Source organism: Dermacoccus sp. BD5 (genome assembly GCF_044878485.1).
Taxonomy (GTDB): Bacteria; Actinomycetota; Actinomycetes; order Actinomycetales; family Dermatophilaceae; genus Dermacoccus; species Dermacoccus nishinomiyaensis.
Window position 1 is genome coordinate 21,675 of the sequence record NZ_JANJER010000020.1, and the last position, 17,826, is coordinate 39,500.

Annotated in this window: 17 protein-coding genes; 7 read left to right on the forward strand and 10 right to left on the reverse strand. The window is 69.2% G+C overall.

The genetic code is table 11. The features are described from left to right. Positions 1–34 precede the first annotated feature (34 nt). The gene (locus NQ706_RS12350; protein ID WP_038568105.1) at positions 35–2,824 is read left to right on the forward strand and encodes an RNA helicase; all 2,790 of its coding nucleotides are present in this window, start codon (positions 35–37) and stop codon (positions 2,822–2,824) included. 3 nt (positions 2,825–2,827) lie between these two features. Here the strand turns inward: NQ706_RS12350 and NQ706_RS12355 are convergent, their stop codons facing one another. Both NQ706_RS12355 and ybaK read right to left on the reverse strand, forming a co-directional pair. Next, positions 2,828–3,754: a 5'-3' exonuclease gene (locus NQ706_RS12355; protein WP_038568102.1), complete on the reverse strand. Its 927-nt coding sequence runs from the start codon at positions 3,752–3,754 to the stop codon at positions 2,828–2,830. Between the two features lie 33 nt (positions 3,755–3,787). After that, entirely contained in the window at positions 3,788–4,282 is a 495-nt protein-coding gene (gene ybaK / locus NQ706_RS12360; RefSeq protein ID WP_241724545.1) for a Cys-tRNA(Pro) deacylase, read from the reverse strand. A gap of 305 nt (positions 4,283–4,587) precedes the next feature. Here ybaK and lnt point away from each other — a divergent pair, with 305 nt between their 5' ends. Both lnt and NQ706_RS12370 read left to right on the forward strand, forming a co-directional pair. After that, positions 4,588–6,285 carry an apolipoprotein N-acyltransferase gene (gene lnt / locus NQ706_RS12365; protein ID WP_038568100.1) on the forward strand — a complete coding sequence of 566 codons (1,698 nt, stop codon included), beginning with the start codon at positions 4,588–4,590 and terminating at the stop codon, positions 6,283–6,285. 103 nt (positions 6,286–6,388) lie between these two features. Next, positions 6,389–7,021 carry an FxsA family protein gene (locus NQ706_RS12370; RefSeq protein WP_006947225.1) on the forward strand — a complete coding sequence of 211 codons (633 nt, stop codon included), beginning with the start codon at positions 6,389–6,391 and terminating at the stop codon, positions 7,019–7,021. Positions 7,022–7,154: 133 nt separating this feature from the next. Here the strand turns inward: NQ706_RS12370 and NQ706_RS12375 are convergent, their stop codons facing one another. From NQ706_RS12375 to NQ706_RS12410, 8 genes are all read right to left on the reverse strand, one after another. Continuing rightward, the gene (locus tag NQ706_RS12375) at positions 7,155–7,523 is read right to left on the reverse strand and encodes an RNA polymerase-binding protein RbpA (protein WP_006947299.1); all 369 of its coding nucleotides are present in this window, start codon (positions 7,521–7,523) and stop codon (positions 7,155–7,157) included. Positions 7,524–7,754: 231 nt separating this feature from the next. Further along, positions 7,755–9,122 carry an MFS transporter gene (locus NQ706_RS12380; protein WP_038568097.1) on the reverse strand — a complete coding sequence of 456 codons (1,368 nt, stop codon included), beginning with the start codon at positions 9,120–9,122 and terminating at the stop codon, positions 7,755–7,757. A gap of 56 nt (positions 9,123–9,178) precedes the next feature. Then, complete coding sequence (locus tag NQ706_RS12385) at positions 9,179–9,313, reverse strand: antitoxin (RefSeq protein WP_268746206.1); 135 nt, start codon at positions 9,311–9,313, stop codon at positions 9,179–9,181. Positions 9,314–9,392: 79 nt separating this feature from the next. Beyond that, positions 9,393–10,130, reverse strand: coding sequence for an HAD hydrolase-like protein (locus NQ706_RS12390; RefSeq protein ID WP_051805878.1), 738 nt, complete (start codon positions 10,128–10,130; stop codon positions 9,393–9,395). Continuing rightward, positions 10,105–10,938: a gamma-glutamyl-gamma-aminobutyrate hydrolase family protein gene (locus NQ706_RS12395; RefSeq protein WP_038568093.1), complete on the reverse strand. Its 834-nt coding sequence runs from the start codon at positions 10,936–10,938 to the stop codon at positions 10,105–10,107. Before NQ706_RS12395 ends, NQ706_RS12390 begins: the two co-directional genes overlap by 26 nt. 69 nt (positions 10,939–11,007) lie before the next feature. Then, a complete protein-coding gene (locus NQ706_RS12400; RefSeq protein ID WP_051805876.1) occupies positions 11,008–12,549 on the reverse strand; it encodes an APC family permease in 1,542 nt (513 codons plus the stop codon). A gap of 154 nt (positions 12,550–12,703) precedes the next feature. Continuing rightward, entirely contained in the window at positions 12,704–13,573 is an 870-nt protein-coding gene (locus tag NQ706_RS12405) for a pseudouridine synthase (protein ID WP_404361009.1), read from the reverse strand. Between the two features lie 103 nt (positions 13,574–13,676). After that, positions 13,677–14,153: an SRPBCC family protein gene (locus NQ706_RS12410; protein WP_038570870.1), complete on the reverse strand. Its 477-nt coding sequence runs from the start codon at positions 14,151–14,153 to the stop codon at positions 13,677–13,679. 213 nt (positions 14,154–14,366) lie between these two features. Between NQ706_RS12410 and NQ706_RS12415 the strand changes: the two genes are divergently transcribed. From NQ706_RS12415 to NQ706_RS12430, 4 genes are all read left to right on the forward strand, one after another. Next, positions 14,367–14,795 carry a PH domain-containing protein gene (locus NQ706_RS12415; RefSeq protein WP_038568085.1) on the forward strand — a complete coding sequence of 143 codons (429 nt, stop codon included), beginning with the start codon at positions 14,367–14,369 and terminating at the stop codon, positions 14,793–14,795. Positions 14,796–14,907: 112 nt separating this feature from the next. Beyond that, a complete protein-coding gene (locus NQ706_RS12420; RefSeq protein ID WP_038568082.1) occupies positions 14,908–15,852 on the forward strand; it encodes an aminoglycoside phosphotransferase family protein in 945 nt (314 codons plus the stop codon). 224 nt (positions 15,853–16,076) lie between these two features. Further along, positions 16,077–16,991: a formate transporter FocA gene (locus tag NQ706_RS12425; RefSeq protein ID WP_235181915.1), complete on the forward strand. Its 915-nt coding sequence runs from the start codon at positions 16,077–16,079 to the stop codon at positions 16,989–16,991. Positions 16,992–17,057: 66 nt separating this feature from the next. After that, a complete protein-coding gene (locus tag NQ706_RS12430; protein ID WP_051805866.1) occupies positions 17,058–17,510 on the forward strand; it encodes a hypothetical protein in 453 nt (150 codons plus the stop codon). The last annotated feature ends 316 nt before the right edge of the window (positions 17,511–17,826 follow it).

Consider the following 17,826-nt stretch of genomic DNA (forward strand, 5'->3'; position numbering starts at 1 on the left):
GAGCGGGAGCCCGCCGTTGTCATAGCCTGGGGGCATGTCGTCGCCCGCCGAGAAGTTCGCCCAGGCCGCTCGTCGGCGAAAGTTCGACTCGAGTCACCTCGGCCACTTCGTCGAGACGTTGCCGTACCCGCTCGACGACTTCCAGTCGGAGGCGGCGCGGACCGTGCAGGACGGACGCAGCGTCCTCGTCGCAGCGCCGACGGGTGCGGGCAAGTCCGTCGTCGGCGAGTTCGCCTGCTATCTCGCGGTGCACACCGGGCGCAAGGCGTTCTACACGACGCCGATCAAGGCGCTGTCGAACCAGAAGTACGCCGACCTCGTCGAGATGCTCGGAACGGAGAACGTCGGGCTGCTGACCGGTGATACCTCGCACAACAGTGAGGCGCCGGTCGTGGTCATGACGACCGAGGTGCTGCGCAACATGCTCTACGCGGGCAGTTCGACGCTGGGCGGCCTCGGCTTCGTCGTCATGGACGAGGTCCATTACCTCGCCGACCGCTTCCGCGGCGCCGTGTGGGAAGAGGTGATGATCCACCTGCCCGAGTCGGTGCAGGTCATCGCGCTGTCGGCAACGGTGAGCAATGCCGAGGAGTTCGGCGACTGGATGCAGCAGGTGCGCGGCGACACCGACGTCGTCATCACCGAGCACCGCCCGGTGCCGCTGTACCAGCACATGATGGTCGGCGCGCGCCTGTACGACCTGCTGGGCGAGGACGAACGCGGCGATCGCGTCGTCAACCCCGACCTGCTCTCGCGCATCGCGAGCCTGACGGCGCCCGCGCGCGGCGGTCACCGCTTCGACGCCGGCGCCCCGTCCGGTCGACGTGGGCGCGGCCGCCGTCCCGCGCCGCGTCAGCCGCAGGGGGAGACGTTCCGTCCGGCGCCGCGCGCCGAGGTCATCGCCGCACTCGATCGCGCGGGGCTGCTGCCGGCCATCACGTTCATCTTCAGCCGCGCCGGGTGCGAGGGCGCCGTCGCGCAGCTGCTCGGGTACGGCATGCAGTTGGTCACCGACGACGAGAGCGCGACGATCCGCGCCTACGTCGCCGAGCGCGTCGCGCACATCCCTGTCGAGGATCTTGCCGTCATCGGTTACCACGACTTCGTCGAGGGCCTCGCGCGCGGCTTCGCCGCGCACCACGCGGGGATGCTGCCGACGTTCCGCGAGATCGTCGAGGAACTGTTCGTCACCGGCCAGATCAAGGCCGTGTTCGCGACGGAGACCCTCGCCCTCGGTATCAACATGCCGGCGCGCAGCGTCGTGCTCGAACGGCTCGTCAAGTACAACGGTGAAGCGCACGTCGACGTCACGCCCGCGGAGTTCACGCAGCTGACGGGCCGCGCGGGCCGGCGCGGCATCGACGTCGAGGGCCACGCGATCGTCCTGTACAACCGCGGCGTGGAGCCGGAGGCAGTCGCGGGCCTCGCATCGCGCCGCACCTACCCGCTGCGCTCGAGCTTCCGCCCGACGTTCAACATGGCCGTCAACCTCGTCCACACCGTCGGACGGGAGCGGGCGCGCGAGGTGCTCGAGTCGTCGTTCGCGCAGTTCCAGGCCGACCGCAGCGTCGTCGGGTTGTCGCGTCAGATCGCCAAGAACAATGAGGGCCTCGAGGGCTACGCAGAGGCGATGCAGTGCCACCTCGGCGATTTCGCGGAGTACGCGGGCATCCGCCGTCGCATCAGCGACCTCGAGAAGAACGCGCAGAAGCGACGCGCCGCCGCCCTGCGCGCCGCCGCGGACCGCTCGCTCGCCGACCTCAGCCCCGGCGACGTCGTGCGCGTGCCGTCCGGGCGACGTGAGGGGCTCGCCATCGTGGTGCGCACCAACCGCGGCGGCAAGCGCGAGGGCCCGAGCCCGTCCGTCGTCACCGAGGACGCACAGCTGCGCCAGATCCGTTCCAGCGACATCCACGCGCCGCTCGAGGTGCTGACGCACCTCGCCATCCCGAAGACGTTCACCGCACGCTCGTCGAAGTCGCGCCGCGACCTCGCGGCGACGCTGCGCGCCAAGGTGCCGCACGATCCGCCGAAGCCGTTGCGACGCACCGAGATCGAACCGGACAAGGCCGTCACCGCGGAGATCGAGGAGTTGCGACGCCGGCTCGCGGCCCATCCGTGCCACGCGTGCGAGTACCGCGAGGAGCACGCGCGCTGGGCGCAACGCTGGTGGACGCTGCGCCGCGAGACCGACGCGCTCGTCACGAAGGTCGAGAACCGGACGAACACCGTCGCGAAGCAGTTCGACCGCATCTGCGACCTGCTGCTCGAGTTCGACTACCTCGCGGCCGATCCGTCGGCTGCCGGTGGAGTGAAGCTGACCAACGACGGCGCGATGCTCATGCGCCTGTACTCGGACAAGGATCTGCTCACCGCCGAGTGCCTGCGCTCGGGTGCGTGGAAGGGCCTTGACGCACCGTCGCTCGCGGCGGCCGTCTCGGCGCTCGTCCACGAGTCGCGGCGTGACGTGGTCGGTGAGACCCCGCGCATGCCGAACCGTGATGTCGCCGACGCGCTGGAGCGCACGCACGAGCTGTGGTCGGTCATCGACGACGCGCTCGTCATGCACCGACTGCCCGAGATGGCGGCACCCGACGCGGGCCTGGCCTGGGCCGCGCACCGCTGGGCGAGCGGCCAGGGCCTCGAGACGGTGCTACGCGACGAGGACCTCACCGCCGGCGACTTCGTACGACGCTGCCGTCAGCTCGTCGACGTGCTCGACCAGATCGCCGCCGCCACCGATGACGACGGCATCCGCAGGGCAGCGCGCAAGGCGATCAAGGGCGTGCAGCGCGGCGTCGTCGCGGCTGACCGGATCGACTGAACGTCAGCGGGCGAGGGCTGCGGAAAGGCGTTCAGCGGAGCCGCCCATGTCCCAGCGCGCTGCGAAGTCAGCGAATCCGGCGCCGTCGGCGACGCCCTGCGGGCGCGTCGTGACGAGGTCGTGGGGCACACGGACGTCGAGAGCGACGTCGACGACGCGCGGTGCGACGTCGAGGTAATCGGAGGCTGCCTCGAGACGCGTGCGGCGTGCGCCCTTGATCCGCGGGTCGCCGGAGGCGACGGCTTCACGGATGGCCGCGAGGGAGCCGAACTCGGCGATGAGGGCCGCCGCCGTCTTCTCACCGATGCCGGCGACACCGGGCAGCCCGTCACTCGTGTCGCCGCGCATGACGGCCATGTCGGCGTAGGCGCGGCCCGTCGCGACGCCGTACCTCGCCATGAGGAAGCTCTCGTCGACGAGGTCGGGGGCCCGCACGCCACCCTTGGCCGTGTAGATGACGCGCACGCCCATCGCGTCGTCGACGAGTTGGAACAGGTCACGGTCACCGGTGACGACGTCGACGGGGCCGGCGGCGCGGAATCGGTGCGTCAGGGTGCCGATGACGTCGTCGGCCTCGTACCCGTCGACGCCGAGGCGGGTGATGCCGACGAGTTCGAGCAGTTCGCGGATGAGCGGCACCTGCGGGGTGAGGTTCTCGGGGCTCTCCTCGGCGACGTCGGAGCCCTCTTGCACGCGGTGCGCCTTGTAGCTCGGGATCGCTTCGACGCGGAACGCGGGGCGCCAATCGTTGTCCCAGCAGGCGACGATGTCGGTCGGCTCGTACGTCGTGAGCAGCGTCGCGATCATGTCGGCGAAGCCGCGCAGCGCGTTGTTGGGCGTGCCGTCGGCGGCGGTGCGCTCGGGCACGCCGTAGAAAGCGCGGAAGTAGAGGCTGGCAGAGTCGAGCAACATGAGTCGGCGCGGCGTCATGGGCGCCATCCTGTCACGGTGCGGCGTCGAGCGTCAGTGCTCGTCAGCGCGCGCGATGTCGGCCACGCGGGCGCCGCAGGCACGGACGAGGTCGTCGGGGGAGAGCCGGATGTCGAAGCCGCGACGGCCGCCGGAGACGCAGACCCGCGGATGTTCGTGCGCCTGCGCGTCGATGACGACGTCGAGGCGTGAGCGCGTTCCGAGCGGGCTGACGCCGCCGAGGACGTAGCCGGTGAGACGCCGGACGTCGGCCTCCGCGGCCAGCACAGCTTTCTTCGCGCCGCACGCGGCGGCAACCGCCTTGAGGTCCGCCATCGTCGAGACGGGGACGCAGGCCATCGCGAAGCGGCCGGTGTCGAGCTTCACGACGAGCGTCTTGTAGACCGACGCAGGGTCGAGCCCCAGCGCGGATGCCGCCTCGGCGCCGTAGCTCGTGACGTCGGGATCGTGGGCGTAGGGGAGCGCCTCGTAGGCGATACCGAGCCGGTCGAGGGCGCGGGTCGCGGGCGTGGCGGGTGGTGTGTTCATCGTGCGAGACATCGCGTTCATCCTGCTACCTCATGCCCGACGGATTCAAGGTGCGTGACACGCCTGCGCACACAAGGCATGACGCACCTCGGCCACTGTTCGGCGCCCCGTCGGCCGGGCGCCAGTGCGCTCACCTGCGTTGCTCCTGGGCTGTGGGGCGGCTATGTTGGCTCGAACGCGCCCGTAGCGCGCGTCATTGCGGACGGGCCTCACGCCTAGTAGAAAACTTCGCGGTTCACCCCGCGATGGCCCCAACGGCGTGAGCCCGTCCGCCGCCTCTCGCCTGAGAGGCCTACGCTTGGCCGGTGCCCACGAAAGCTCTCCTTCGCGCATTCGGCGCCATCGGCGCCGGGTTGCTCCTGTGGCTCGCGTTTCCCGACCACGGTCTGTGGTGGACGCCGCCAATAGCCGTCGCCCTCATCACGCTGTGCCTCTGGCGCGTGCGGGCGCGCACCGGCGCGCTGCTCGGTTTCGTCTTCGGCATGGCGTTCTTCCTGCCGACGCTGTCGTGGTCGGGCGTCTACGTCGGCGCGTTCCCGTGGACAGCGCTCGCCGTCCTCGAATCGCTCTACATGGCCGCGCTCGGCGCAGCGGTTGCGCTCGTGCAACGTCGCCGCATCGCGCCGTTCGTCGTCGCCTGCCTGTGGGTGATGCAGGAATGGCTGCGCTCGACGACGCCGTTCGGCGGATTCCCCTGGGCACGCCTGTCGTTCTCCCAGGCCGACGCACCGTGGGCACCGCTCATCGCGTGGGTCAGCGCACCCGGCCTGACGTTCGTGCTCGCGCTCGCCGGCGCGGCGCTCGCATCGTGCGTGGCCCTGGCCGCGCCGCGACTCTTCACGGCGGAGCGGCGGGGGAGTGCGAGCCGAACGTCTGCCTCGGATTCGGCTTCGGTTTCGGACGACGCCCACACCTCAGCGAACGCCACGGGCTCCGGGGCCACGCCTGTTGGTGACGCACGGCCCGACGACGCCCGCGGCATCACGGCTCGTCTCCCGATCGCCGTGCCCGCTGCGGCCGCGTCGACGGCCGTCCTCGCACTGATCGTCGGCTCACTCATCACGCCCGGCACGAGCGGGCGGATGCTGCGCGTCGTCGGCGTGCAGGGCAACGTGCCCACCGAGGGGCTCGAGTTCAACGCGCAGCGCCGCGCCGTGCTCGACAACCACGTCCACGCGACGCTCGACCTCGCCAAGCAGATCGATGCCGGAGCGACGCCGCGCCCCGATGTCGTCGTCTGGCCCGAGAACGCCTCCGACATCGACCCCAAGCGCAACCCCGACGCGGGCGCCAAGATCGCCTCAGCCCTCGCCGCCGTCAACACGCCGCTCATCGTCGGTGCGGTGCTGAACGAACCACGCCCCGAGGTGTCCAACGCGTCGATGCTCTACCTGCCCGGCAAGGGCCTGAGCGACACCTACGTCAAGCAGCACCCGGTGCCGTTCGGCGAATACATCCCGTACCGCTCGTTCTTCCGCACGTTCTCCTCGCAGGTCGACCTCGTCAAGGCCGACTTCGCCTCCGGGCCCAAGGTCGGGTTGTTCACGCTGCCGAACGCGAAGGGCGACGTGAAGCTCGCCCCGATCATCTGCTTCGAGGTCGCCTACGACGATCTGCTGCGCAAACCGGCGAACCAGGGCGCACAGATCTTCGCCGTCCAGACGAACAACGCGACGTTCGGCCACACCGCCGAGTCGACGCAGCAACTCGCGATCTCGCGCCTACGCGCGCTCGAATACGGCCGCTCGATCATCCACGTCTCGACGGTCGGCGTCAGCGCCCTCATCACCCCCGACGGGCAGCTGCACGAGCGCAGCGAACTGTTCACGCAGAAGGTGCTGACCGGGCAGCTGCCCCTGCGTTCGGACGCGACGCCCGCCCAGCGGCTCGGACGCTGGCCCGAGATCGCCGCCTCCGTCGTCAGCGTCGTCGCGCTCGCGTTCGCGCTGCGTCATGCCCGCCTGCCGCGCCGTCGCCGCAAGAACGGTCGCGGCGACGCCTGAGCCCGCTCTCGCTGGTGCCCACCGGGGTTCCACGACCGGCGATCGCTTCACGATTCGTCGACGAATCGGAACTCTTCGAGCGTGCCCGCGCGTTGAACCAGATGTGAACACCACGACTCGACCTCGCCGCCGCGGCTTCGCGCGCTGGCTCATGCTGGCGTTGCTCGTCGTCCCCGTCGTCGAGGTCTTCATCATCCTCAAGGTCGGGCAGCAGATCGGTGGCCTCAGCACCTTCCTGCTGCTCCTGTTCTGGTCGGCGCTCGGCGCGTGGATCGTCAAGCGCGAGTTCTCGCGCGCGTTCGGCTCCCTCCGTCAGGCGTTCGGCTCTGGTCGTATGCCTGCGCGCGAGCTGTCCGACGCGGCGCTCGTCCTCATCGGCGGCACGCTGCTGCTCGCCCCGGGCTTCCTCACGGACGCACTCGGCCTGTTCGTCCTGCTGCCCTTCACGCGCCCGCTGACGCGCCGACTGCTCGAAGGTGCCGTCGCACACAAGCTGTTCGGTGCATCTCCCCTTGGTGCGGCCGCCTTTGGTGCCGCGAACGCGGCGCCCGGCCGAGTGCGCTTCACCCGCGTGCGCGCCGCCGATGCGGGCGGCGCTTCGGCGGCCGGTCCGTCACCCGCGCCCGGGCCATACCCCACCGCCGACGCGTTCGCCACGCAGGCCGGGCGCGACGCTGCCTGGAACTCTCCACGACGGGGTGCGTCCGACGTCGTCGAGGGCGAGATCATCGACTGAGTTCGTGAGACGGCTCGGCCGCAGTGTCCTCCGCCGTCACAGGCTGATACCCAAGGCCCTGAACAAGACGAGCGAGCACACACGAAGGCCGCCCCCCGAACCGGGGGCGGCCTTGTTCGTCACGACGTGAGCGTCACTTGGACGCGGCAGCACGCTTTCGCTTCGGCTTTTCGCCGCGCGACTCGCGCAGCAGCGTGAGGCGCTCGTCGAGCAGCTCCTCGAGCTCTTCGACGGAACGGCGCTCGAGCAGCATGTCCCAGTGGGTACGCGCCGGCTTCGTGGGCTTGCGGTCGGGCTCGGGGCCGTCGACGAGCAGCGCCTCGAGGCCGCAACGGCACTCCCACAGCGCGGGCACATCGGCCTCGACGGAGAACGGCAGCTCGATGACGTGGCCCTGAGCGCACTTGTAGCTGACCATCTGTCGCTCGCTGAACGCGATGCCCTCGTCGGTTTCGAGCGAGAGCGTGCTGAGGTTGGTGCCTCGCAGTGAACGTTCTGCCATGGTGTCTCCCTACGTCACACGGGGTTCGTGGTGGTTCGTGATGCGCTGAGCCTGCAGCCCGCGCGATCCTGACGGAACAACGCCGGCCGGGGGCCGTTTGTTCCGCACGCACGCCGACGCGCTGACACACCAGTCTACGGCGCGGACGGGACGCGTCACGAATCGCGTTCGGGGGAGCGGCCGGCGCGCATCCTGCCGCCGGTCTCGAGCCCGGGGCGTCAGCCGGCCTCGTCAGCCGGCGGCGCGTGCCCGGGCGCTGCCTCGCTCGACGTCGACGCGGCGCAGCAGCACCGCGCCGAGCGCGAAGAAGACGACGAGCGCGAGGATCGACAGGCGGTAGGAGCCAGTCAGCTGGTGCACGAGACCGAACGTGAGGGTGCCGAACCAGCTCGTCCCTCGCTCCATCGCCTGATAGAGGCTGAAGTACTCCGACTCCCGGCCCGTCGGCACGAGCCGCGAGTACAACGACCGGCTGAGTGCCTGCGACCCGCCGAGCACGATGCCGATGCCGACGCCCAGCACGAGCCACAACCCGAACTGCCCCGACGGCAGGAAGAACGCTGCGAACACGACGAGCGTCCACAAGCCGAGGGAGAGCAACACGGCCCGCTTGGCGCCCATCGTCCGCGCGAGCCGACCGAACAGCAGCGCGCCGAGGAACGCGACGAACTGCACGAGCAGGATCGTCACGATGAGCTGGCTGTCGCCGAAGCCCAGCTCCTCCTTGCCGTACAGGCTCGCCGAGACGATGACCGTCTGGATGCCGTCGTTGAAGAACAGGTAAGCGAGCAGGAACGTCATCGTGTCGGGGAAGTGCCGCAACTCCGCGAACGTCGAGCGAAGCTGACGGACGCTGCCGCTCACCGCCGCCGTCAGCGAGCCGGTCACGGCCGGGCCGACGCGACGCACGTCCCGTAGGCCGAGGACCGGGATGATCGTGAACACGCCCCACCACACGCCGGCACTCAGCAGATTGACGCGCACGGCCTCGCCCGTCGACAACCCCAACGAGTCGTGCATCGTCATGACGACGAGGTTGACCGCCAGCAGCAACCCGCCGCCCAGATAGCCGAGCGCCCACCCCCGTGAACTGACGCGGTCACGCTCGTCGTCGCTCGAGATCTGAACGAGCAGCCCGTCGTAGACGACGAGGGAGGCACCCAGACACTGGTTCGCGAGGATGAGCACGACAACACCGAGCTGCCAGTTGCTGCCTGCGACGAAGAACATCGAACTCGCCGCGAGGGCACCGACGAACGCGAACACGCCCAGCAGGTGCGCCGGGCGCGAGATGCGGTCGGCGATCGCGCCGACGAAGATGAGCAGGATCGCGCTGATGATCGTCGAGACCGTCACCGTGTACGGCGCGAGCGAGCCGGGCGAGATCGGCAGACCGAGCACGTGCAGGTCGGTGTGGCACGCCAGGTCCGTATCCTGCCCCGGGCAGGCCGCCGACTTCGCGACCGCCGTGAGATACGGGGAGAACAGCACCGTCGACGTCGTCGTCACGTACGCCGAGTTGGCCCAGTCGTAGAAGTACCAGCTGCGCTGGCGCCTCGTCCGAACGGCGTCAGGGGGCGGGGTGAGGGCTTCGATCACGGGTGAAGCGTGTCACATCGACGACGCGATTTTCGGTGATGCGAGCCACTGAGAGGTCAGCGCCGCCGATCGAGGCGCTGCTTGTCGAGGTAGCGCCCAGCCGAGGCGCGCGCCTTCGTGATCTGCGCCGAGAACTTGCGGCCCGTGCGCTGGTCGACGAACTCGCCGGCCTTGTCGGTCATGGCGCGCACCTTCTCGGGTTCTGCTGCACGTAGCGGCGACCCTGCGCGACGAGCTGCCTGGCGATGTTGGTCTTCATGGGGCGTGATCCTAGTGGACGTCCGCCGTCTCGTCCTGTGCCCGGGGCAGCAGCAGTGCCGCGAGCTGCTCGGCGGTGTCGACGACGGCCACGGCTCCCGCGCGCGCGAGCTCGTCGTCCGCGGCGTAGCCCCAGCTCACCCCGATCGTCGCGATGCCGTGACGCGCGGCGCCCTCGACGTCGTGGAGGCGGTCGCCGACCATGACGACGTCCGGCCCGGCGTCGCGACCGAGCGCGGCCAGCGCCCGGACGATGACGTCCGCCTTCGCGTCGTCCGGGCGCGTGATGTCGGCCCCGAAGACGCCGTCGAGACCCCCGGTCAGGTATGGCTCGAGGCCGAAGTGGGCGACGATGCGGCGCGCCGTCGGCTGCGGTTTCGACGTCGCGACGGCGACGCTGACGCCGGCAGCGTGCAGCTCGGCGAGCAGGTCGGCCATGCCGGGGTAGAGGTCGTTGTCGAACAGGCGCCCGGCGTTGTAATCCTCGCGGTAGGTGCCGACGATGCCCGGTACCTGCTCGGCCGGGATACCGATGCCTTCGAGGGCGACCTTGAACGGCGGGCCGACGAACGAGTCGAGCACGTGCTGCTCGGGCACCGCGACGTCGTGCACGCCCAGCGCATGCCGCATCGATGCTGTGATGCCGCGCGCCGAGTCGGACAACGTCCCGTCGAGATCGAACAGCACGAGAGTGAGCGGGCCGTGCGGCCAGGTGGTGTCGGCGTCAGCCTGGTGTGAAGCGCCTGTCATGACGCGGCCGCGCGGTGTCGTGGGTGGGGTTCGCGGTGATGCGCGCGGAGCGGGCCGCGGCGCGACGCTCAGCGTCGGCGGTGACGGCGTCGACGAACCACGTGAACACCTGCTGCGAACGCACGTCGGCCCCGCTCATCATCTCCGGGTGCCACTGCACGGCCGCGAGGCACCACGCGTCGTCCGCGTGCTGCACCGCCTCGACGAGGCCGTCGTCGGCGCGCGCGACGACCCGCAGCGCGTCGGCGATGGCGTCGAGCGCCTGGTGGTGGAAGGAGTTGACGGCCGCCTTCGTCACGCCCCACGCGTCGTGCAGGAACGAGCGCTCCTCGACGCTGATGTGGTGCAGCGGCGAGGCGGGGTTGCCCATCGCCATGTGCTGCTGGTCGGTGCCCGCGTAGCGCAGATCCTGGAACAGGCTCCCGCCGAGGGCCACGTTGATGAGCTGCATGCCGCGGCAGATGCCGAGCACGGGCAGCCGGTTCTCGCGCGCGAGCCGGAGTGCCTCGATCTCGTACGCGTCGCGGATCGGCGACGTCGTCTGGCATTCCTGCTTCGCGGGCTGGCCGTACAGCAGCGGGTCGACGTCGGAACCGCCGGCGAGCAGCAAGCCGTCGAGCAGGGCCAGCTGTTGCGGCAGCGTCGAGTGATCCGTCGACGGCGGCAACATGATCGGGATGCCGCCGGCCTGCGTGATCGAGCGCGAATAGTCCTCATTGACGGCGACGCGCCGGTAGCCGGGGAAGAGGTAGTGCGGGTCGTACTCGACGTTGGTGATGATGCCGATGACGGGTTTGCGGGCGCTCATCGCGCGTCCTTCCTGGCCTGGCCCTCGTGGGGCGGTGCGAATGTGTCCGTGAATCGCCGATGTGTCAGCTCAGCGGTCCTCGGGGAGCTGCTTCGGGGTGTCGTCGTAGACGCCCAGCTTCCACGGCAAGTACAACGCCGCCGGCAACACGACGTAGCCGACGATCATCGCCGCGACCGCCCACAGGTTGAGCCCGCCGCCGGGATTGCTGAACTCGCCACGCCAGTCGAACTCGACCATGAGGAACACCGACGCGGCGATCGACAGGATCGGGAACACGACGTCGAGGACGACGCTGCGCTTCACATCGTTCGGGCGGTGCCGCGTGCGCCCGAGGAAGCACAGGATGAGCGCGAGCGGCACCATGACGAACTGCACGAACCGCGTCACCGAACTGATGACCATGATGCCGCGCATCGAGTACCCGAACGCCATCGGCACGACGATCGCGAGGACCGCCGTCACGACGAACGCGACGACCGGCACCCCGCGCTGCGACGTCCGACTTGCCGCGGCGGACAGCATCCGACGGCGGCTCATCGCGTCGAAGATACGCGGCGTGTTGAAGCTCGCCGCGACGTTGATGCCGAACATGCTGACGAGGGCGCCGAGGACGATGAGGTCGCGCACGATCGAGTTGTCGAAGGCGCTCGCGAGCACGACGGCGTCCTTCGACTCGAGCACGCCCGTCGGGTTGATCATCATCGCCACGGACACGACGGCCACGTACACGACGATGACGACCGCGACACCGATCGGGATGGCGCGCGGCAGGTTGCGGGCCGGGTCTTCCATCTCGCTCGCGGCGCTGCCGGCGCCCTCGAACCCGGTGAACGCGTAGAACGCCGCGAGCATTGCGCCGACGAACGCGGTCGTGTCCATGCTCGGCACGAGAGGGCTGCCGTCGGGGCCCTCGAGATGGGTGAGATCGGAGAAGTGGTTGTCGCCGGTCATCGCCAGCACGACGAGGCCAGCGACGATCGTCAGGACGAGCGCCGCGACCTTACCGATCGTCGAGATGTTGTTGACGACCTTCGTGATGCCTGTGCCCGCCAGGTTGATCGCGAGCAGCACCACCATGAGTAGGACGAAGCCGATCGTGATGTTCGTCGTCGTCACCGCCTCGTGGCCGCCGAAGACGGTGAGCACGGTCGTCACGACGGCCGTCGCCATGACGCCCCACGCGATCGCGGCGCCGACGAAGCGCGTCAGGCCGACGTAGAACCCGACGTCGTCACCGAACGCGACCCGCGTGTACGCGAACGCCGCGCCGTTCTCGCTCGTCCAACGGGCCGCGGCGGCGAACGTCACGGCGAGGACGGCCGCGAAGACACCGGCGACGACGTAGACGAGCGGCGTCCACGTGCCCGCGACCTTCATGACGGCGCCGGGGGAGAGAAAGATGCCCGAGCCGATGATGCCGTTGATCGTCAGCAGGACGATTGACGCGAGCCCGAACTTCGCGCGCGACGTCTTGCGCCCGCTGGTGTCATCCCGATTCGCCGCGTCCTGCGGCGTCTCGCCGCGAGTGGGCTGATCAGGCGTCGTCGCGGGCGTCGACGACCCGTCGGCGCTCGCAGACGGGGTCGAACCCGCCGATGATGCGGCCATGACGGCTTCCTCTCCTCGGGCCGTGCCCCGGCGAGGGGACGACGGCGTCAGTCGCGGTGAGTCGCCCCCAGACGCATCGCCGCGTGATTCGTCCTCATCTGTCTAGTGCTGCGTTCGCCGCCGGCGACGTGACGTCCGCGGGTTGGGCAGGACGTCAGCGTGGTCCCGCCGTCGGCGGAGCCGCGGTGCCGTCGGGCCAGGTGAGGGTGCGCGCCGATGTGAAGTGGCGGGGGGTGCCGTCGACGGGGTCGACGAACGCGAGCGTCTTCGCGAGCAACTGCAGCGGACGCGTGAAGTCGTCGATGTCGTCGTCGAGACACACGTGCGGATAGAGCGGATCGCCGACGATCGGGATGCCGAGACCGTTGAGATGCAGGCGCAGCTGATGGGTGCGGCCCGTGGCGGGGCTGAGTCGGTAGGTGGCGACGTCGCCGCGCACCTGCCCGAGTTCGATGTCGGTGATGGCGTTGACCGGCGCCCCCGGCACCTCGAACGCCTGCGCGAGGCCGTGCTGCTTGCGGATGTGCGACTCGACCCGACGCGGCAGCTCGAGCGACGGGTCGTACGCCGCGACGGCCTCGTACGTCTTGGTCACCTGCCGCGCTTCGAAGATGCCCTGGTATGCGGCGCGCCAGCGTGGCTCGCGCGTCAGCAGGAGCACCCCGGCGGTGAGCCGGTCGAGGCGGTGAACGGGCACGAGCGTCGGTTCGTCGAGCATCGCGCGTGCCTTGACGACGACGGACTGCGTGACGTGCCTGCCGCGCGGGATGGAAGCGAGGAAGTGCGGCTTGTCGACGACGACGATGCGTTCGTCCTCGTGCAGCACCGTGAGTTCGAACGGCACCTCCGGCTCCTCGCGCAGCTCGCGGTGGAAGTGGACGAACGTGTGCGGCCGGTACGGTTCGTCACCGTTCCAGGATCGGCCGTGGTCGTCGACGAAACGGCCGCGTTCGAGCATCCCGTCGACGTCGACGTGGTCGGGCAGCTTGTCGTGCAGGAACGCCCGCATCGTCGGCCAGGGCATGGGGTTTGTGCGGTCACGATCGGGCGTGCGCACCCATGCGGCACTGAGGCCGTGACGGCGGGGAAGGGGATGAAAATCTGGCACGGACGGCGCTCGCGAACCGTCAGGCGCCCGCGGGCGCGCGGCCCGTCGCGGCGGCGTCGAGGGCGGCGAGGCCCTTGTCGAAGTCCTTCGCCACCTTCGCGTTCATGCGGATGAGGGTGAACAGGACGCGCTGCGGCGCGCTCTGCCGGCCCGTCATGGTCCAGGTGACGTCGGTTCTTCCGTCAGCGGCGGGGGAGAAGGCGAAGTGGGAGGTGTTCTCCGACTCGAACGGCGCCGTGAACGTGAGTGCGACGGTGATCTCGTGCGGCGTCGAGTCGAGGATCTCCATGTGTCCCGACCCGGCCTTCTTGTCGCCGGCCCACTCGTACTGCGCGTCGACGCCACGTGCGGCCCCCGAATAGGTGCGGCGCAGCTGCGGGTCGGGCCTCTCCCACGGCGACCAGCGCACCCATTCGTGGAAGTCGTCGACGCACCCGTGCACCTGCTCGAGCGGCGCAGCGATGTGACGGCTGCGACTGACGCGGAACTCACCCATGCCCCAGAGGATATGCCGGAGCCGCCCGAGCTGGCACACGCACGCTCCGATGCTCACCCGGCCGCCCTCATCGAGTGTGGTGGCAGGGAGAGCCCAGGTCGGCCCGGACAGCCCCTGGGTCACCCGCGTGGCCGGCCTCGGAGCAGGAGTCGCGGAAACAAGGAGCAGGGCGCCGGGCGCCCGCAGGTACCTCCAGCCACGTAGATTCACGGCATGGGAATCTTTCAAGGCCTCGCCGGCAACATGCAGCAGATCGACCCGCAGCAAGCACATGAGCTCTACAGCCCCTGGCTGCTCGAGGGTGAGCAGATCCAGTCGGCGTACAAGATGCTGCGCGACGGCTTCTGCATGACCAACTTCCGCATCATCACGCTTGATCACCAGGGTCCGACGGGGAAGAAGACTCGCGTCAAGTCGATCCAGCTGGCTGCGATCGTGAACGTCACCGCAGAGACCGCCGGCGGAGGAGTCGACGACTCGGAGATCACGATCACGTACGTCGTGACGCCTTACCTCAGGGCCCACACCCTGCAGTACGGCGAGTACACGTTCGAGTTCCCCAAGAACTTCGACATCGCGGCGCTGTATCGGCATCTCATGGGCATCGCCCTCAACAACCGTCAGAACCTGAACCGCGCGTGACAGTGGTGCCTGCCGGCCTGCGTCCGTAGCCGCTCGACGCGGGGCTGCGCGCCGAGCGAGATGTCGCCTGCGCGCCGAGTTGGGGAATCGACGCGCATGACAGGATCGGGCAATGGTCGAGACGGACGCGTTGATCCCCGAGTCGCTGCGAGCGCTGATGGCCGGTCGGGCAGCTGACGGCGCCGGGCTGCCTGACGGTGAGGCGTGGCTGCGCAGCGTCCCGAAGATGCTCGAGACGCTGCTGGGCACCTGGCGTCTGACGCCGGACGGGCCGTCGATGCACGGTCAGTGCGCGCTCGTCGTGCCGGTGCGGCGGGGTTCGGAGCGGCTCGCGCTCAAGCTCGCGTGGCCGCACGCCGAGGCACGGCACGAGCACCTGGCGCTGCGCGCGTGGCGCGGTGTCGGAGCGGTCAAGCTCGTCGCGGCCGAACCGTCGTCATGGGCGCTGCTGCTCGAACGGTGTCGGCCGGCGACGCAGCTGGTGGAGATGTCGTCGCTCGACGCGGCGGAGACGATCGGCGCGATCCACCGGCGTCTCGCCGTGCCGGCGTTGCCGCAGCTCGACACGGCGTCTGCGTGGTGCGGCCGGATCGCCGAGCGGCTGACGGGGGAGGAGCTGCCGATGCCGAGGCGGTTCGTCACCCAGGGGGTGTCGTTGGCGAGATCGCTCGCGCAAGAGCGTGGTGTCGACGCGACGCTCGTGCACTCGGATCTGCACGACGACAACGTCATGAGCGTGACGCGAGCCGGAGCTGTTGGCGGGCTCGTCGCGACCGACCCGAAACCGGTCGCGGGAAACCTCGCGCTCGCGGTTGCACCGTTGTTGTGGAACCGGTGGGACGAGGCCGCTGACGCCTACAACCTGAGGAATCATCTGCGTTTTCGCGTCGACTACGCGTGCGACCCGATGGGCGTCGCGCCCGAAGCGGCCCGGGCATGGACGATCATTCGGGTGCTTGCCAACGCCTGGCGGGCCTGCCACGACGCGCGCGAGCGACGCGCTCCTGCACCGGATCTGACGCGCGAGGTCGCCATCATCAAGGCCATGCAGGGCTGACGTTCACCCCTGCCCGAACGCCTCGGTTCGAAGGCCTCAGAGAGCTTCCGACTACTGCCCAGCGGCCCCGCCCCACGTGCGATGTACGTCCCCATTCGCGATCTGCGTAGCCATCGGCGATTTTCGAAAGCATTCGCCCCCGCCGTCGCACGTGGCAGGTGAGGTGCCCGGGCCGTGCGGAGCGTCGCGCCACCCGGCGGCGGGCCATCTCGTACGCTGTGGCCATGAGCCATCCCACTGATTCGTCGACGCCCGCCGCGCCCGTCAGCCCGGCCCCTGCGGCGCCACCCGCCGCATCGACCGCCATCCTCCCCCCTGAAGCGATCGCGACGGCTGCCGAGGCCGCGATGGCCAAGCGGCCTGTGCGCGAACCGTGGCGCATCGCCATGCTCGCCGTGCTGGGCGGCGCATGGATCGCGCTCGGTTTCGTCTTCTACATCACGACGCAAACGGGCGCGTCGACGATGCCGTGGGGCATCTCGCGCACCATTGGCGGCGTCGCGTTCTCCGTCGGCCTGCTGCTCGTCATCGTGACGGGCGCGGAGCTGTTCACGTCCTCGACGATGACGATCATCGCCAAGGTCGTTGGACGCATCACGTGGCCCCAGTTCGCGCTGCACTGGGTGATCGTGTGGGTGTTCAACTTCGTCGGCGCGCTGCTCGTCGCGGCGCTGTGCTACTTCGGTGGGCTGCAGACGAACGGTAAGAACGGGTGGGGCAAGGTCGTCCTCGACGGCGCGGCCGCCAAGCTGCATCACTCGTGGGGTGAGGCGTTCGTCCTCGGCATCTTCGCGAACCTCGCGGTCTGCCTCGCGGTGTGGATGGCGTTCGCCGGCAAGACGCTCGTCGACAAGGCGTTCGCCGTCGTCGGGCCGGTCGCGCTGTTCGTCGCGACGGGTCTGGAGCACTCGATCGCCAACATGTTCTTCCTGCCGCTCGCCATGATCTTCAAGGATCACGGGGGAGCGAAGTTCCTCAAGGGCCTCGACATGTCGGCGTACTCGGATCTCACCTGGACGCATGTCTTCGTCAACAATTTGCTGCCGGTGACGCTCGGCAACATCATCGGTGGCGGGCTCATCGCGGGCCTGTACCAGTGGTACGCGAACCGTCCGAAGGTCGAAGCAGCTGCGGTCTGAGGATCGCGCTTTACATTCATTAGCTATATTTATGGCGCAGGGGAGTTGCACCAGGAGGAGACCACCGTGAGCGGTGTCGACAAGGCGCAGGTCCTGGAGGACCTCGTCGCACACCTGAGCGAGCGCCTCGACCAGGCCGACAAGGCTGTCGGCCTGCGCCAGCAGGTCGGCGAGGTGATCGAGCAGGACGAGCACCGCGTCGACGACGTCTCGCATCAGGAGGACGCTGGCGACATGCACGACATGCTCCAGGAGGTCGACAAGACGCAGCAGCGCATCGTCGAGACGGCGAAGGCGTTGACGACGACGGCGTGTGACGTCGTCAAGCCCGGCGCGGTCATCAGTTTCGGCGGCGAGCACTTCGTCGTCGGCGTGGCGACGGACGAGTTCACCTCGGGCGGCACGACCTACCTGGGCATCTCACCGGACGCACCGATCTACGCAGCCATCGAGGGCAAGCGGGCCGAAGACACATTCGAGTTCAACGGCACGACGTCGACGCTCGACGACGTGTCCTGACGCTTCGGGCGCGCGGACGTAAGCGTCAGGAGTCTGGCGACGAGAGTCCAGCAGTGGGTCACATTGCACGACGCGGTGTGACCCACTGTCATCGGGACCTCTTCCGCGCCACGTTCGTCATCCGATAATCGACATTATGTTAAGTAAGCGGATGAGGGGCCTTCCCCAGCACCCCCACACGGCCTGTCGTGTCAATCGTCATCGAAGGTGAACCAGAATCACCCGACCTGGACCACGATGACGATTTCGTTCATCCAACCTGAACCGCCGAGCCGATTTTGGTCATCCAAAGTGAACCAACCCCTTGTTCTTCGCC

What these genes read in the sequence shown, in the direction of transcription:
- NQ706_RS12375 (WP_006947299.1), bottom strand. Translation starts at nt 7,523, where the DNA reads ATGGCAGAACGTTCACTGCGAGGCACCAACCTCAGCACGCTCTCGCTC.
- ybaK (WP_241724545.1), bottom strand. Translation starts at nt 4,282, where the DNA reads ATGAACACACCACCCGCCACGCCCGCGACCCGCGCCCTCGACCGGCTC.
- NQ706_RS12405 (WP_404361009.1), bottom strand. Translation starts at nt 13,573, where the DNA reads ATGCCCTGGCCGACGATGCGGGCGTTCCTGCACGACAAGCTGCCCGAC.
- NQ706_RS12400 (WP_051805876.1), bottom strand. Translation starts at nt 12,549, where the DNA reads ATGGCCGCATCATCGGCGGGTTCGACCCCGTCTGCGAGCGCCGACGGG.
- NQ706_RS12410 (WP_038570870.1), bottom strand. Translation starts at nt 14,153, where the DNA reads ATGGGTGAGTTCCGCGTCAGTCGCAGCCGTCACATCGCTGCGCCGCTC.
- NQ706_RS12355 (WP_038568102.1), bottom strand. Translation starts at nt 3,754, where the DNA reads ATGACGCCGCGCCGACTCATGTTGCTCGACTCTGCCAGCCTCTACTTC.
- NQ706_RS12390 (WP_051805878.1), bottom strand. Translation starts at nt 10,130, where the DNA reads ATGACAGGCGCTTCACACCAGGCTGACGCCGACACCACCTGGCCGCAC.
- NQ706_RS12415 (WP_038568085.1), top strand. Translation starts at nt 14,367, where the DNA reads ATGGGAATCTTTCAAGGCCTCGCCGGCAACATGCAGCAGATCGACCCG.
- NQ706_RS12350 (WP_038568105.1), top strand. Translation starts at nt 35, where the DNA reads ATGTCGTCGCCCGCCGAGAAGTTCGCCCAGGCCGCTCGTCGGCGAAAG.
- NQ706_RS12395 (WP_038568093.1), bottom strand. Translation starts at nt 10,938, where the DNA reads ATGAGCGCCCGCAAACCCGTCATCGGCATCATCACCAACGTCGAGTAC.
- NQ706_RS12425 (WP_235181915.1), top strand. Translation starts at nt 16,077, where the DNA reads ATGAGCCATCCCACTGATTCGTCGACGCCCGCCGCGCCCGTCAGCCCG.
- NQ706_RS12420 (WP_038568082.1), top strand. Translation starts at nt 14,908, where the DNA reads ATGGTCGAGACGGACGCGTTGATCCCCGAGTCGCTGCGAGCGCTGATG.